Annotated in this window: 14 protein-coding genes; 13 read left to right on the forward strand and 1 reads right to left on the reverse strand. The window is 48.7% G+C overall.

The annotated features are described in order from the left end of the window. The first annotated feature begins 3 nt into the window (after positions 1-3). Positions 4-657, forward strand: coding sequence for a lactate utilization protein (locus B147_RS0112385; protein WP_020587517.1), 654 nt, complete (start codon positions 4-6; stop codon positions 655-657). Here B147_RS0112385 and dinB read toward each other — a convergent pair. Beyond that, on the reverse strand, positions 654-2,126 hold the full coding sequence (gene dinB / locus B147_RS0112390; protein WP_020587518.1) for a DNA polymerase IV: 1,473 nt from the start codon (positions 2,124-2,126) through the stop codon (positions 654-656). The genes B147_RS0112385 and dinB overlap by 4 nt on opposite strands. 115 nt (positions 2,127-2,241) lie before the next feature. On the opposite strand from dinB, the gene B147_RS0112395 reads away from it, so the two are divergent. From B147_RS0112395 to ligA, 12 genes are all read left to right on the forward strand, one after another. Continuing rightward, on the forward strand, positions 2,242-4,131 hold the full coding sequence (locus B147_RS0112395) for an extracellular solute-binding protein (RefSeq protein WP_033397361.1): 1,890 nt from the start codon (positions 2,242-2,244) through the stop codon (positions 4,129-4,131). Next, positions 4,128-5,144, forward strand: coding sequence for an ABC transporter ATP-binding protein (locus B147_RS0112400; RefSeq protein WP_020587520.1), 1,017 nt, complete (start codon positions 4,128-4,130; stop codon positions 5,142-5,144). Before B147_RS0112395 ends, B147_RS0112400 begins: the two co-directional genes overlap by 4 nt. A gap of 155 nt (positions 5,145-5,299) precedes the next feature. Next, positions 5,300-5,500, forward strand: coding sequence for a cold-shock protein (locus B147_RS0112405; RefSeq protein WP_004071947.1), 201 nt, complete (start codon positions 5,300-5,302; stop codon positions 5,498-5,500). A gap of 427 nt (positions 5,501-5,927) precedes the next feature. After that, the gene (locus B147_RS0112410) at positions 5,928-6,929 is read left to right on the forward strand and encodes an ABC transporter ATP-binding protein (RefSeq protein WP_020587521.1); all 1,002 of its coding nucleotides are present in this window, start codon (positions 5,928-5,930) and stop codon (positions 6,927-6,929) included. Between the two features lie 217 nt (positions 6,930-7,146). After that, on the forward strand, positions 7,147-7,908 hold the full coding sequence (locus tag B147_RS0112420) for a SurA N-terminal domain-containing protein (protein WP_020587523.1): 762 nt from the start codon (positions 7,147-7,149) through the stop codon (positions 7,906-7,908). A 12-nt stretch (positions 7,909-7,920) separates the two neighbouring features. Further along, positions 7,921-8,868, forward strand: coding sequence for a SurA N-terminal domain-containing protein (locus tag B147_RS0112425; RefSeq protein ID WP_020587524.1), 948 nt, complete (start codon positions 7,921-7,923; stop codon positions 8,866-8,868). A 37-nt stretch (positions 8,869-8,905) separates the two neighbouring features. Then, positions 8,906-10,270: a magnesium transporter gene (gene mgtE, locus B147_RS0112430; protein ID WP_020587525.1), complete on the forward strand. Its 1,365-nt coding sequence runs from the start codon at positions 8,906-8,908 to the stop codon at positions 10,268-10,270. A gap of 7 nt (positions 10,271-10,277) precedes the next feature. After that, positions 10,278-11,093, forward strand: coding sequence for a DNA repair protein RecO (gene recO, locus B147_RS0112435; RefSeq protein ID WP_026259628.1), 816 nt, complete (start codon positions 10,278-10,280; stop codon positions 11,091-11,093). Further along, positions 11,090-12,130, forward strand: coding sequence for a GHMP family kinase ATP-binding protein (locus tag B147_RS0112440; protein ID WP_020587527.1), 1,041 nt, complete (start codon positions 11,090-11,092; stop codon positions 12,128-12,130). The genes recO and B147_RS0112440 overlap by 4 nt, the downstream gene beginning before the upstream one ends. A 20-nt stretch (positions 12,131-12,150) precedes the next feature. After that, positions 12,151-12,408, forward strand: a complete 258-nt coding sequence (locus B147_RS0112445; protein WP_020587528.1) for a hypothetical protein — start codon at positions 12,151-12,153, stop codon at positions 12,406-12,408. Next, the gene (locus tag B147_RS0112450; RefSeq protein WP_026259629.1) at positions 12,377-13,153 is read left to right on the forward strand and encodes a nucleoside phosphorylase; all 777 of its coding nucleotides are present in this window, start codon (positions 12,377-12,379) and stop codon (positions 13,151-13,153) included. The genes B147_RS0112445 and B147_RS0112450 overlap by 32 nt, the downstream gene beginning before the upstream one ends. Then, the gene (gene ligA / locus B147_RS0112455; RefSeq protein WP_020587530.1) at positions 13,143-15,170 is read left to right on the forward strand and encodes an NAD-dependent DNA ligase LigA; all 2,028 of its coding nucleotides are present in this window, start codon (positions 13,143-13,145) and stop codon (positions 15,168-15,170) included. Before B147_RS0112450 ends, ligA begins: the two co-directional genes overlap by 11 nt. Positions 15,171-15,271: the final 101 nt, after the last annotated feature.

The following is a 15,271-nucleotide window of genomic DNA, read 5'->3' on the forward strand; positions in this document are numbered from 1 at the left end:
ATAATGACAGATCCCATAAATAATTACTGGCAGCTGAAGCTGGAAGCCGTAAAGCAACGTCTTGAAGCCAATACGTTTGACGTTTATATTGCTGATTCCGCAGAAAAGGCCAAGGAAATAGCCTTGAGCACCATCATTCCGCCCCTGGGGGCAAAGAGCGTGTCCTGGGGTGGTTCTGTCTCTTTTGTGTCCACAGGTCTTTTCCATGCCTTAAAGGACAACCCCGATTTTGAAGTGATGGACACTTTTGATACAAGTTTACCGGCAGAGCAGAAATTTGAACTGCGCAGGCGTTCCCTGATGGCCGATTTGTTTATCACCGGGACAAACGCCATTACCGAAGACGGCCGGTTGGTCAATCTGGATATGATCGGCAACCGGGTGGCAGCTATCATGTGGGGACCCAAACATGTGCTGCTCATTGTGGGCCGTAACAAGATCTGCGGGAATATTGAAGATGCCATGTACCGGGTTAAAAATTATGCGGCGCCTGTAAACTGCATGAAACTTGACAAGAAAACACCTTGTGCCAAAAAGGGGTTCTGCCACGATTGTTCAAGCCCGGACAGAATTTGTAATTACTGGACCATAACGGAAAAATCCTTTCAACAAGGCCGGATAAAGATCATACTTGTCAATGAGGACCTGGGATTCTAATATCGGATTTCAAAATGTGTTAATGCATGATCCACTGGAACCGTTCGGGTGTTGACATCCTTTACTTCTGAAAACGTGGCTCCTTTGCGGCACCAGGCCAGCATATCCTGTATATTTCCCTGCTCACCCTGGAACAGGGCATGGACAGATCCGTCGGGCATATTTCTGACATAACCTGAGAGCCGGCGGTCCTGGGCGGCCAGGTGGGTTTCATGCCTGAAGCATACGCCCTGGACCCTTCCTGTAATATTGACTTCCACAGCACAAAGCGGGTTCATTTTCTGGTCTCCTATGTATTTGTTTGAAACTTTATAGTTTTTTAGGTTTGCTTTTTTTAGGGCATCCGGGCCGAATTTTGCGAGAACCGAATCCATGGCCCGGTCCACATCCTCCCATTGTCTGCTATTTATTTGGTTTTTATCTGTAAATAAAGACAGTTGTACGGGCGTTTCCCGGTTCCGGAATTCAGATACCCCCACTCCCACCAGACGGATTTTTTTTGTAATTTTTAGATTATTATATAATGATACGGCCTGGTCAAAAATTGCATTGGATGAGCAGATCCATGTTTCAAGTGTTTTGCTCCGGGTGATCTGGGAAAAATCGGAGAATTTAAGTTTAATGCTGACCGTTTTGCATCTTTGGTTGCCGGCCCGCAGTTCAGTGCCGACTCTATGTGCCTGGGCAAGAAGCACTGATTTTACGTCCCGGGGATTTGAAATATCCCGGGACAACGTGACTTCACCGGAGATGGATTTTCGGGGCCTTTCCGGTTCTATGGGGGTGGCATCAATCCCTTGGGCCAGCTGGAACAGCCTTTGTCCGAAGCTGCCGAATTTGTTGTTTAACAGCTTGGGATCAAATTTCTTCACATCGCCTAAGGTTTCGATTTGAAGGTTTTGCATCTGGGCCATGGCCTTGGCGCCGACGCCCGGCACCTTACTGATGAGAAGGGTGTCAATCACCTGGGCCATGTCCTTTCGGGAGATAATGGTCAGCCCGTCCGGCTTGTTCATATCCGATGCGATTTTTGCAAGAAACCGGACCGGTGCCCCGCCTACTGAGCAGGTCAGGGCGAGCTGATTGACAATTGCCGTTTTGATTTTTTTTGCTGCCTGTTCAGGCGTTCCGATCAGTTTTTCACAGCCCGTGATGTCCAGAAAGGCTTCATCAATGGAAACAGGCTCCACCAAAGGGGAAAACTGCCTTAAAATCCCCATGATCTTTCTTGAATCCCGGGCATATTTTTCCCGGCTGCCCGGCTGGATAATGAGATGCGGGCATCTCTGTTTGGCTTGAAATACCGGCATGGCTGAGTGGATGCCGAATTTTCTTGCCTCGTAACTGGCCGCAGATACCACACTGCGGCTGGAATGCCCTGCCACAATAACGGGTTTACCCAAAAGGTCCGGGTTATCCCGCTGTTCCACTGAAGCAAAAAATGCATCCATGTCCACATGGAGGATCATGGGATGAAAACTCCTCTTGGATCAGGTTAAAAATTGCTGTATTGTTTTACTTTTTGAAAATTGCTGTCAAGGATTGATTGTAATCTTTTTACACGCTCGGGAAGATATAATAAAGATGCTGTCCAGACGGGTTCTATTTGCAATATCGGCTATTCTTTTGTTTAGCCTTTTAGGCGGGTTGTTGGGATGTTCATCATCAGACCGGCCCCAAGATGCGCCCTCATCTGAACTGCCTTCCAATGCGGGGCTTGCACCCCTGGTGTATCAAAAATTGCCGGATAATATACAATGGCTCACCAATGATACAGACCCGGTGTTTGCCTCGGACAACGCTGAAAAAGGCGGGATGATCCGGGAAGCCATCATAAATTTCCCCATGACCTTCAGGGTGGTGGGGCCGGATTCCAACGGCTCTTTCAGAAGCGCAATTTTGAACAATCAGCTCGCTTTGATCAATATTCATCCGGTCTCCCGGCGAATTATCCCCGAGCTTGCTACCTACTGGGCCTATGATTCTGATAAAAAAACCATGTATTTCAAGCTGGACCCTGGAGCCCTGTGGTCAGACGGGGTGCCGGTTACCGCCAGGGACTATTTGTATACCCTTACGTTCATGCGTTCTGAACATATTGTGGCACCCTGGTATAATGATTACTACACCCGGGAGATCGAATCCGTTACCGCCTTTGACGACTACACCATTGCGGTAAAAAGCACCAAGGCCGTGCCGGACCTTTATCTGAAACTTGGCATCAGTCCAACGCCTGAACATTTTTTTAAAAAACTGGGGGGTGATTTTGTATCTCGGTTCAACTGGGCGGTCGTGCCCAATACCGGGGCGTATCAGATCAGTGACTTTAAAAAAGGGCGGTTTATCCGTTTTCTTCGTAAAAAACAGTGGTGGGCAAAAAATCGGCGGTATTTTAAAAACCGGTTTAATGTGGATTCGGTGCTTTTTACGGTAATCCGTGATTTCAACATGCAGTGGGAATATTTTAAGAAAGGCCGGCTGGATACCTTTGGTATGGTGCTGCCCAAATTCTGGCACCAGAAATCCAACACCCCGGTTATTAATAAAGGATATGTGGAACGGATTTGGTTTTTTAATGATCTGGAACAGCCGTCCAGGGGACTGTGGCTGAACCTGGATCGGTCCATATTCAAGGATATTCGGGTCAGGCAGGCCTTTGCCCATGCCATGAACATGGATAAGGTGATCAAGCAGGTTTTACGGGGGGATTATTTCCGATTGCCCCAGGCTTTTTATGGCTATGGCGACTATACGGATTACACCATTAAACCCCGTGGGTACGATATTTCAAAGGTAGAAGCGCTGATGAACCAGGCCGGCTGGCACAGAGGGCCGGACGGCATCTGGCAGAAAGGGGATATGCGATTCTCCGTTACCGTTACCTATTATCTGGAAGAGCATATGCCCCGGTTGGCCGTCTTGAAGGAAGAAGCGCTCAAGGCCGGCATTGACCTGGAGCTGGAACGTCTTGATCCCACGGCCATGTTCAAGAAAACCCTGGAAAAAAAACATGATGTGGCCTGGATGGGGTGGAGTACCGGTATGCGGCCCTCCTTTTGGCAGGGGTGGCACTCGGACAACGCACACAAACCCCAGACCAACAACATTACCAACACGGATGACCCTGAACTGGACAAACTCATTGACCGGTACCGGGACAGCCTGGATGAGCAGGAGCGCATCAATCTGTCCAAAACGATTCAAGATAAGATTCATGATATCTGTGCGTATGTACCTTCTTATATGGTACCCTATGTCCGATTGGCATATTGGCGGTGGATGCGGTTGCCTGCATTTCACGGCACCCCTGTGTCCGATGGTTTGTTTGATCCTTTTGCCTCGGATACGGGAGGGCTTTTTTGGATTGATGAGCACATTCGGCAACAGACCCTTGCCGCCGTGAAAGCGGGACAGGTGTTTGCCCCCGTCACCATCATTGACGACAAATATAAAAGAAAGGGCCGTTCAGAATGAATCAAAAGGATTGTCCACCGCTTTTAGCTGTTAAACATCTTGGGGTTGCATTTGAGACCGATCAGGGACAGGTCCTTGCCGTGGATGATGTCAGTTTTGAACTTACGTCCGGCCAGGTACTGGGTATTGCCGGGGAATCCGGGTGCGGCAAGAGCGTGACGGCCTTGAGTTTAATGCGGCTGTTGCCAAAGCCTGTGTCAAAAATTAAAGAAGGAGAGATCCTGTTCAAAGGGCAAAACCTGCTTGACCTTTCCACTGACGCCCTAGGTAAAATCCGGGGCAAGAAAATATCCATGATTTTCCAGGAACCCATGACCGCATTAAACCCGGTTCACACCGTAGGCCGCCAGATCGTTGAAAGTTATTCCCTGCATTCCCCGGGCATGGGAGAAAAAGAAAAAATCAGGGCGTCGTCACAGATGCTTGCAAAGGTGGGAATCCCAGATGCCCGGCAGGTCATGAAAAAGTATCCCCATCAATTGTCCGGTGGGATGCGCCAGCGGGTCATGATCGGTATGGCGCTTGCTTGTGAACCCGATATTCTTATTGCCGATGAGCCGACCACGGCCCTGGATGTAACCGTGCAGGCCCAGATTATGGATCTCATTTTTCAATTTCGGGATAAAACGGGGATGGCTGTGATTTTAATTACCCATGATCTTGGACTGATTGCAGAGAACTGCGACCGGGTTGTTATCATGTATGCCGGTACCGTGGCGGAGAGCGCCTCTGTGACAACCCTGTTTCGGAATCCCTTTCACCCTTACACCAAAAAACTTTTGCAATCCATACCCTCCCGGGCCCAAACGGCGAAAGAGCCGCTTCCCACCATTCCCGGAAATGTGCCTGCTTTGTCTGAAATGCCTGCCGGGTGTCGGTTTGCAAAACGTTGCGAACATGCATATACACCGTGCGAAAAGCATCTCCCCCGGCTGATATCCGTCTCTTCCGACCATTTTGCCGCGTGTCATTTGGCACATTCCGGCGGAAAAAAATCAAATTTTAATAAATAATCCTTGATTTTTAAGCAAAAGCTAATAATATACATTCAAAGCTGCGAAATGCAGGGCTTTGAAAGTTTCGTTCTAAGGGCTGGACCCCATTGTTGGCGTGGCAGGACCTGAGTTTGAAACTAAATTTATTCACTACAAGTAAGGAGAGAGTCGCAATGGCAAATGGGATCGTAAAGTGGTTTAATGATGCAAAGGGGTACGGATTTATTGAGCAGGAGGAGGGACCTGACGTATTCGTGCATCATACCGGCATCAATGCAACAGGCTTTAAATCTCTTAATGAGGGTGACCGGGTCACTTTTGATGTAGAGGACGGACAGAAAGGGCCTGCAGCGGTCAATGTAACTGTCCAGTAAGACTATTCTCAAAGGGTTTTTGAACAACGGTTTTGTTCGGAAGCCCTTTTTTTGCGTCCTTTTTTTTACCATTTCTTTAAAATCCGTTCTTAATTATGTCTTTTCTGTCCGTGATCATAACCCATGTCTCCATATTCAAGAAAGAGCAAAATAGAACAAATTTTGTAATAATTCAATTGAAAAAATGTAAATTTTTGTTTTATTTTTAATGGTTAGTTTTTTCTACCATAGCTGCGGCCTTGGGTGTTTTGAAGTATCTTGTTTTTTTTGCACCTGTCGTGCTATTTTCCGGGTGCAGGTCATTTGGAAATTGCGTTTATAAGAAAGTCTGGGTAAGTTACTCAGATTTTTCAAGCTTTGTTGTGGGCCGAAGTCTTGGTGTAGATAGACCAAGGACGGCCCGTGGCCGTTATACGGAAAAGGATGAATGGGACACTCAGACTATGCAGCAAGCTGCCGACCGATTCTGGATATTCAGCATCTGAAAAAATATTTTCCGGTCACTTCGGGTGTTTTCATGCGCCGGACCGGTAATGTTCATGCGGTGGACGATGTCAGTTTTTCGGTTTTCAAGGGGGAAACCCTTGGTATCGTGGGAGAATCCGGGTGCGGAAAAACCACATTGGGGCGGTGTATCATGGGGTTGTATCCTTTGACACAGGGGCGCATTCTTCTGGATGGAGAACCATTGTCCTCCATGACCCGGAAAATGCGTAAAGCGTTTTCAACCCGGGCGCAGATGATTTTTCAGGACCCCTTTGAATCCTTAAATCCCAGGCAGACCGTACGTCAGATCCTGGAAGAAAAATTTCGTATCCACGGGGTGTCTAAACAAAAAACGGCTATTCAGGTTGCGTCGTTACTGGAGCAGGTGGGCCTTGACCCTGGGGCTTTGACCAAATATCCCCATGAGTTTTCAGGGGGGCAGCGCCAACGCATCGGTATTGCCCGGGCCATCAGCATGACCCCACAGATTGTTATCTGTGATGAACCGGTTTCCGCCCTGGATGTCTCGGTTCAGTCAAAGATTTTGAATCTGTTGCTGAACCTGCAGTCTGAAATGGACCTTACTTACCTGTTTATTTCCCATGATTTGTCGGTGGTCCGCCACATGTCTGATCGCATTATTGTCATGTATCTGGGCCGTATCATGGAAATTGCGGATGCCCAAAAGGTATATAACCATCCGGGCCATCCCTACACAAAAGCATTGTTGGAGGCTGTCCCCGTAGCCGATCCGGATCATCCTTCAAACAGAACCCCGCTTAAAGGTGAAATCCCTTCAGCGGAACATCCGCCTTTGGGCTGTAGATTTTCTTCCCGATGTCCCGTGGCTCGGCCTCTATGTTTTGAGAAGGCGCCAACGCTTGCTGTCCGTCACCATGACCCGGAGCATCTGACGGCCTGCCATTTCCCCTTGTCCGATTAACCTGGTTTTCTTCAAAGATTATGTTTTCGTGAGGGGGTGTCAATGGTTTGAGGGGGGGTTGCGAAAAAACAGGCATAATGCTAAAAGTTTCCAAAATTTAAGGAAACGGGCCATGATTTGCTTCTTTTTCTTATCTTTGTTTTGAAAAATTTTTGAAGGAAAAATTCCCAAAATACATACACCGGCTCATGGCAGTGGGTCACAATGGGAATATAAAATGAACGGTATTGGAAATATCTGGTACGGCATAAAAGACGTCAATGGATTTTCAAGGGGATTTTTAAATACCTTGTCTTTTGGGGTTATATTGCTCATAGCCGCAGGGCTTGCAATTGTACTGGGATCCGGGTGTACGGATCAGAAAAAAATTGAACAGAAAGTCAGCATCATAAAAGCCGGCAACGTGGAAATCAGCCGGGCTGATTTTGCCCTGGAACTAGAGGTCAAACAGGCCAACTACCCCTATGATATAAAAGACAATCCCCGGGAATATAATGCCATGGTTCTGGATCTTGTTTCTGATTTGTCTGATGAGGCTGTCTTGCTGGCGGCCGCCTCAGCCAAAGGGATTGATGTCTGTGCCAAAGAACTTGAAGCTGCCGTCGACGACTTTAAAAAAGACTATCCGGAAGACAGCTTTGACCGGATGCTACTTGAAAGGGCCATATCATATCCTGTCTGGAAAAAGAGATTAAAAAAGGATATGGTCATCCAGAAATTAATCATGCAGGATCTGGTGGCGTCCCAGAATATTCATCCAGAGGACATGATTGCCTTTTACGACCGCTTTGCAGAACAGACCGAAGTCCAGAACAATGATAATTCAAAAATGATGGATGAAGAAGATTTGGTGCTTAGGTTGCGCATGGAAAAAAGTCAGGAAGTGTTTGGAGAATGGCTGCAGGGAATACAGGACAGTTATCCTGTGCACATTGACAGACAGGTGTTAGGCTCCTTTTTAATAAACGCTGAAAATTAATAAGGCGGATGTATGGGAAAGAAACGAGAGATTCTTTTAATAGTTTTTTTACTTGGTTTTTGGGGGGCGGCAAGTTGCCTGGCCCAGGAGGAGGTGGTTGACCGGATAGTCGCCATTGTAAATAACGATATTGTCACCCTGTCCCAACTTGACTTGGCAGCGGCCCCATACCGGGAAAATATTGAGGCATCCCAGGAGTCTTTGGCCCGGAAAAAAGAGATGATGACGCAAATGTATACCCAAATGCTCAATCAACTGGTGGAAAACAGTCTGGTGGTCCAGGAGGCTAAACGAATGGGCATTGGCGTGGATGACACGGATGTGGATCATGCCGTGGAAAATTTTAAAAAAGAGCACAATCTTGACCAGGAAAGTCTGAAACTCGGCTTGGCCGCCCAGGGTATGACCCTTGAGCAATATCGCGAAAGAATTCGGGAGCAGATTCTCCAGAGTATGATCGTTTCAAGGGCTGTCCGTGCCAAAATCGTTGTCACGGATGAGGAGATAAAAGCGTATTACGACAGCCATTATCAGGAATTCAAGGGCAAGAAAAAATATCATTTGAAAAATATAATCGTAAGAAATTCAAAGGATCTTTCCACGGTCCTGGAAAAATTGAAAAACAACATTGATTTTTCACAGGTTGCCAAAGACTATTCAATCGGCTCCAATGCAGCCTCCGGTGGTGAACTCGGTACGTTTGACATATCAAGTTTCAGCGATGAGATCAAAAAGGCGCTTGAGGGGGTTGGCAAGGGTCAATACTCCAGGCCCATAGATATGGGGGATTCCTACCAGGTTCTTTATGTGGCGGATATCATTTCCCAGGGACAGGGCCCCGTGCAAGAAGAGGTTGAAAAACAGATCCAGAATATTTTATATCGGGAACACGGGGAAGCACAGTTTAAAAAGTGGATGGAAAATCTTAAAAACAGTGCTCACATTAAAATAATGCTTTAGCCCCCTTCAATGCTGTCTGCCTAAAGGAACGTTACCCATGCAAAAAGAGCAAATTCTGATACTTGAGAACAGTATTACCCGGTTGCTACGCCGGGGAGCCAATAAGCAGCTTCTCAATATCATAAAAAAAACCCACATGGCAGACTTGTCTATCGTTTTTGAGAATCTGACCCCCCTGAACCAGGAAAAGTTGTTTAATTTGCTGGACAATCCCGAGGATATCGGCCTGTTATTTTCTCACCTGCCTGAAAAGACCTTTGTGGATTTTGTCAAAATTGTAGATTTCGACAAGCTGGTAACTGTTTTTGACCACATGGCTTCGGATGACGCTGCCGAGCTGCTCGGATGCCTGGACGAGGAAGTGTCCGACAAGATTCTGTCCAAAATGAAAAAGGAAGAATCTTACAATGTCGAGCAGATCATGAGCTATGATGAAGATACTGCCGGCAGCCTCATGGTCAAGGATTATGTGGCACTGGAAGAAGACGTAAAGGCAAAAGAGGTTATCGAAGCACTGCAAAACAAGTATCTTGATGTTGAGATGCCTTTCTATATCTATGTGATAGACAGCTATGGCAAGCTCGTTGGGGTCAGTTCCCTTCGTCAGTTGGTGGTGGAATCCCCTGATAAACCCCTTAAAAATTTCATGTCCACGGATATTGTATCGGTCAAGCCTTATACGGACAGAGACGTTGTGGCCCGTCTGGTTTCCCGGTATGATTTTTTGGCCATACCGGTCGTGGACGATGATAACCGGATTATCGGTATTGTTACCGTGGATGACGTCATTGACATTTTGCACGAGAGCGCCACCGAAGATATGTTGAAAATGGCGGGTGTGGGTGAAGATTATGTTGAGACACAGTCCATTCTCAAAGGTACCCGGATCCGGTTGCCCTGGCTGTTTGCAAGCTGCCTTGGCGGAATCGCCAACTTTTTTATCATCGGCCGGTTTGAATCCACTTTGGCTCAGCTCACAGGTCTTGCCGCTTTTCTCCCCATCATTATGGGCATGGGGGGTAACATCGGCACCCAGAGTGCCACCATCGTGGTCCGGGGAATTGCCACGGGCCGGGTGAATATCCGGGATTTTGCCAAGGTCATTTCCAGGGAACTTGGCGTCGGGTTTATTTTGGGAATGACCTATGGTGCTTTAATCGCCGCTGTGGCCAAGTTTAGTTTTATGGCCGAATCCTTTTCCTGGGCCTTGTCCGTGGTCGTTGGATGTTCAATTTTGTCTTCCATGACCGTGGCGGCTTTTGTGGGGACCTCGGTGCCTATGATTTTCCAGCGGCTCAATATTGATCCGGCAGTGGCCACAGGCCCCTTTGTCACCACCACCATGGACCTGATCAGCGTTTACTGCTATTTCACGATTACAAGGCTGCTGCTTGGTTTTTGAGAACAATATGGGCGATTTCAGTACGGACGCCATACTGCTTCGCAAAATTGAATACGGAGATCACGACCTGATCATCACTTTTCTGACCCGGGATAAAGGAAAGATCAGTGTGATGGCAAAAAACGCCAAAAAGAGTGTGCGCAGGTTTTCCGGTGCCATGGATCTGTTTTCGGTCAATCATATTCAATGCGCCTTTCCCAAAAAAAACAGGGACGCCATGATTAATTTGTGCCAGACGGTCCTTGAAAACGGGTTTTCCCATATCCGGTATGATGTGCTGAACACGGCTTATGCCTCCTACTGGACGGAAATTGTGACCCAATGGCTGGAGGAGGGAAAGGCCCAGCCCGATATTTTTGAACTGCTTTACACGGCCCTTGAAATGGTGGATGACGGTTTTATCCGAACCGAAGTGATCAGCCTGCTGTTTCAGATCCGTTTTATGCGGTTATCCGGGTTTTCTCCGGGGCTTGACCAGTGCGATGCCTGTCGTACAGGTATAGAGGACGTTGATTCGGCTAAGCTTTGGTTTGATTTTAAAGCGGGTCGGGTCGTTTGCCCACAGTGCAAGGGCTGTATATGCGGGGTGCAGGACCCTGCCGGACCTTTTGGCGGCGGTGCCCGGGGGTGCTGGGTGTCCAAGGGGACCTTAAAGCAATTGTCCTGGATCAATACCGTGGAGATGGCCCGGGCAGATCGAATCAAGTTTTCTTCCGTTGCCATTCAGGAGGGCGAGACCCTGCTTGAATCCTTTATCCCGTTTCATATCGGACGTAATTTCAATAGCTTGAAGTTTTTACATAAAATGAGATCTGAAATATGAATCTTGCCCCAATACTTGAGAACAAACAGATACATGTTTGCGTGCCCTGCCGCATTGATTTTGGCGGCACCCTGGATATTTCCACCTTTTATCTGCCCCTGGCCGATTTGAAGCCGGCGACCCTGAACCTGGCCCTTGATATGCGCACCCATGTCTATCTGTCGCCGGGGGAACAGGGACGGATTAAAATTTCTTCCAAGGGTTTTGACACCATTGACCGCAGCCGGGATGAGAAGGGATGGGACGGCCCCATGGGGCTGATGTTTGCCGTTTTTCAGTATTTTAATGTCCATGGGGTACATCTGCACATTGAATCGGAATCGCCTGTCCGAAGTGCCCTTGGCGGATCTTCCTGTGCTGCTGTGGCCATTATTGCTGCCGTTTATACTGCTTTGGAAAAACCGATTGACCCTGAACATATTGTTTGGTTGGCCCATTATCTGGAAGGTGCCGTGGCAGGTGTGCTGTGCGGGGTCCAGGACCAGGCGGCTGCAGCCTTTGGGGGCGTGAATCTGTGGGAATGGACTTTTGGACATAAAGGCCCTGAATTTCAGCGCTGCCCGGTGTTTGATTCCCATGAAGAAATAGAAAAATTGAATCGCCATATATTGGTGGCCTATTGCGGCATTCCCCATGAGTCCAGTGATGTCAACTCCCGGTGGGTGAATGATTTTAGATCTGGCAGGGCGTATGATGCATTTGAACAGATCACCCGTCTTACACGGCAATTTACCAACGCTTTAGGTGCTTTTTCCTTTAAGGAGGCCGCACGGTTAATGAACCGGGAAACCGCTGTTCGTTGTGAAATGACCCCGGATGTGTTGGATGATACCGGTATAAAGCTGTGGGAATCGGCAAAGGCGAAAGGCTGCGGGGCCAGATTCACCGGTGCCGGGGGCGGTGGCTGTCTGTGGGCCATTGGTGAAGAAGCAGATATTAATCAGCTGAAAACACAGTGGCAGAAAATTCTTGATCCCATTGACGGGGCGATGGTACTGGATACGGCCATAGATCCCAAAGGAATTTTTGTACATTAATCGATAAAAGGAGATAAAATATGGCAGGATATGATCCCGAACAGGATAAAAAGATAGCTGAATGGAAAAATGAGGAAACCGGATTAATTATTTCCATCATGCAGTATGGCCAGGGCGAACCCAAACTACAGGTCGGTCCCAGAATTTTGAAGAAAAAAGACGGATCGGACCGGGCGCCCATGAAGGCGGGCCGGCTCTCCGTGGAAGATGTCATGTGGCTGTATGACATTATTGATGAGGTTAAAGATGAATTATCCGACATGGTCGGACCTGAATAGCCCTTCAATTGTTCCGCCGTTAGGGAAAAGAAAAGCAAGGGGCGTGGGGCCCGCTGCATTGATGGTCAGCGCGGACCCGGATATGGGACTGATCCGCCAGGGGTTTGGCAAGTGGCAGTCCCGCGCTTTTTTTAACAGCAGTCTGCTGGTCAAAGAAGATGACCCTTTGGGGGTGAGTGTGACCGGTCCTTTTATCGGGGCGCCCTATGGGGTGATGCTGCTGGAGTCATTGATTGCAAAGGGAGCCCGGGCTGTTATTGTTCTGGGCTGGTGTGGCGGCCTTTCCCCGGATCTTTCCCCGGGTGATCTGTTGGTGGCGGAAAATGCATTGGTGGATGAGGGGACATCCCGGCATTATGTGGATTTACGGGGTGATTTTCCGGCAGTCAATGCCGATGCCCGCCTTACCGCAACGCTTTTTGCCGCCCTTGGCGCAGCCGGGCTTGAGGCCCACCCCCAAGCTACTATCTGGACCACGGATGCCATTTACCGGGAAACGCTCGAAAAGGTGTCCTGGTACAAGGATAAAGGGGCCTGCGCCGTGGAGATGGAGTGCTCGGCCCTGTTTGCGGCCGCCGCGTTTAGAAAAATCCCCATCGCGGCGCTGCTTGTGGTGTCCGACAGCCTTGCCCGGGCAGACGGCGCCTGGGACCCGGGTTTTGATAAAAAAAGGTTTAAAGCCATGCGCAAAAAGGCCTGTGGCGTTGCCATGACATTGACGGGAAAACTTGCCCATGGATTTTGAGACATGCCGGATTGAGGCGCAAAAACTGCGCCGGGAATTAACAGAACACAGTTACCGCTATCATGTATTGGATGATCCGGTTATTGATGACCAGACCTATGACATGATGTTGAGGCAGCTCATTGACATTGAAACCCGCTACCCTGAGCTTGTCACGGAAGATTCCCCCACACGGCGTATCGGGGCACCGCCCTTGACCGCCTTTGATACGGCCCCCCACTCGGTCCCCATGCTCAGTTTGGACAATGCCTTTAATGATCAGGAGATTCTGGAGTTTCATACCCGGTGTCTGAAAACTTCCGGGGCCCATGCCCTGACCTATACGGCAGAGCCCAAGCTGGACGGCCTGGCTGTGGAATTGACATATGAAAACGGGGTACTGGTTTTGGCCACCACCCGGGGGGACGGATACATAGGCGAGGTGATCACGGAAAATATCAGGACCATCCGATCTGTGCCCCTGCGTCTGATGGACACTAAAACACCTGTACCGGATTTCATTGAAGTGCGCGGAGAGGTGATCATCCGGCATAAAGATTTTGAAATGCTTAATCAGCGCCGCATGAATAAAGGTGAATCTGTTTTTGCCAATCCCCGAAATGCTGCTGCAGGCTCCCTGCGCCAGCTGGATTCAAAGATCACAGCTCAGCGGCCGTTGACCATATTTGTCTATGGTGTGGGTGTGGTGCGCGGTCTTGACTTTTCCTCCCAGGCCCGGATGCTTGAATTTCTTTCAGATTTGGGATTTCCAGTGAATCCGCTTATTAAAAAAGGAATCTCAATCCAGCAAGTGTTAGAGCATTTTAAGCATCTGGAAGGTCTTCGTCCGGAACTGGCCTATGACATCGACGGCATGGTGATCAAGGTGGATGATATTTTAATCCAGCAGGCCCTGGGCGAAAAAATAAAAAGTCCCAGGTGGGCCATTGCCTATAAATTTCCGGCCATGGAGAAGACCAGTAAAATACTGGATATTACAGTCCAGGTGGGCCGCACCGGAACCCTGACCCCTGTGGCGGAACTTGCGCCGGTGAACATCGGCGGTGTAACGGTTTCCAGGGCCACCCTGCACAATGCCGATGAGATTGAACGAAAAGATATCCGTATCGGTGATACGGCATTAATCACCAGGGCAGGGGATGTAATCCCCAAGGTGGTGAAAATCATTCCTGCAGCCCGTACCGGTGAAGAACGGGTGTTTACCATGCCCGACACCTGTCCGGTCTGCGGTTCCAGGGTAAGACGCCTTGAGGGCGAAGCTGCCGTCAAATGCATTAATGCCGAATGCAGCGCCCAGATCAAAGAGCGCATCCGCCATTTTGTATCCAAAAAAGCGTTTGATATGGACGGGCTCGGCAAAAAGCTGGTGGAACAGCTGGTGGATCAAAAACTTGTAAACTCTTTTGCCGATCTCTTTCATCTGGACCGGGATACGCTGGCAGGGCTTGAGCGTATGGGATTAAAGTCTGCCGACAATATCATCGCTGCCGTTGAGCAGTCCAAAACAGTTTCTTTTCCACGGTTTATTTTTGCTTTGGGCATTGACCACACAGGCGAGCATGCGGCCCGTCTGTTAGCTCAAAAGTTTGCGGATCTTGATGCACTGATGGCCGCAGATACACAGACGATCAGCAGCATCCATGGCATGGGGGACACCACGGCCGGGGCAGTGACCGGATTTTTTTCCATTGAAGAAAATATCAAAACGGTGAAAAATTTGCTTGGTGCAGGCGTATCCATTACCAATGACCTGTACGGTGAAGCCGATGGAAAGGATAACGCATTCAATGGAAAAACCATTGTCCTGACAGGCAGTTTTGAAACGCTGACAAGGAATCAGGCCAAGGCAAAGCTGCTGGCCTTGGGTGCCAAGGTGACAGGGTCGGTATCAAAGAAAACCGATATTGTTATTGCCGGCAGTAAGGCCGGTTCCAAACTGACCAAAGCCGAAGAATTCGGTATCACTGTTTGGGATGAAACCCGGCTTCTGGCGTTGATTGGCAGCAAAAATAATTAAGGGCATATATCTCAATATGCCCTGGCGCCGGACCAAAAATTCGAATAACGGCCATGGGCCGACCTGGTCTATCAACATCCAGGACCACTCCAAAACAAATC

It is taken from the genome of Desulfobacter curvatus DSM 3379 (assembly GCF_000373985.1).
GTDB classification, from domain to species: domain Bacteria; phylum Desulfobacterota; class Desulfobacteria; order Desulfobacterales; family Desulfobacteraceae; genus Desulfobacter; species Desulfobacter curvatus.

What these genes read in the sequence shown, in the direction of transcription:
- B147_RS0112395 (WP_033397361.1), top strand. Translation starts at nt 2,242, where the DNA reads ATGCTGTCCAGACGGGTTCTATTTGCAATATCGGCTATTCTTTTGTTT.
- B147_RS0112410 (WP_020587521.1), top strand. Translation starts at nt 5,928, where the DNA reads ATGGGACACTCAGACTATGCAGCAAGCTGCCGACCGATTCTGGATATT.
- dinB (WP_020587518.1), bottom strand. Translation starts at nt 2,126, where the DNA reads ATGATCCTCCATGTGGACATGGATGCATTTTTTGCTTCAGTGGAACAG.
- B147_RS0112385 (WP_020587517.1), top strand. Translation starts at nt 4, where the DNA reads ATGACAGATCCCATAAATAATTACTGGCAGCTGAAGCTGGAAGCCGTA.
- B147_RS0112445 (WP_020587528.1), top strand. Translation starts at nt 12,151, where the DNA reads ATGGCAGGATATGATCCCGAACAGGATAAAAAGATAGCTGAATGGAAA.
- B147_RS0112425 (WP_020587524.1), top strand. Translation starts at nt 7,921, where the DNA reads ATGGGAAAGAAACGAGAGATTCTTTTAATAGTTTTTTTACTTGGTTTT.
- mgtE (WP_020587525.1), top strand. Translation starts at nt 8,906, where the DNA reads ATGCAAAAAGAGCAAATTCTGATACTTGAGAACAGTATTACCCGGTTG.
- B147_RS0112440 (WP_020587527.1), top strand. Translation starts at nt 11,090, where the DNA reads ATGAATCTTGCCCCAATACTTGAGAACAAACAGATACATGTTTGCGTG.
- B147_RS0112405 (WP_004071947.1), top strand. Translation starts at nt 5,300, where the DNA reads ATGGCAAATGGGATCGTAAAGTGGTTTAATGATGCAAAGGGGTACGGA.
- recO (WP_026259628.1), top strand. Translation starts at nt 10,278, where the DNA reads ATGGGCGATTTCAGTACGGACGCCATACTGCTTCGCAAAATTGAATAC.
- B147_RS0112450 (WP_026259629.1), top strand. Translation starts at nt 12,377, where the DNA reads ATGAATTATCCGACATGGTCGGACCTGAATAGCCCTTCAATTGTTCCG.
- ligA (WP_020587530.1), top strand. Translation starts at nt 13,143, where the DNA reads ATGGATTTTGAGACATGCCGGATTGAGGCGCAAAAACTGCGCCGGGAA.
- B147_RS0112400 (WP_020587520.1), top strand. Translation starts at nt 4,128, where the DNA reads ATGAATCAAAAGGATTGTCCACCGCTTTTAGCTGTTAAACATCTTGGG.
- B147_RS0112420 (WP_020587523.1), top strand. Translation starts at nt 7,147, where the DNA reads ATGAACGGTATTGGAAATATCTGGTACGGCATAAAAGACGTCAATGGA.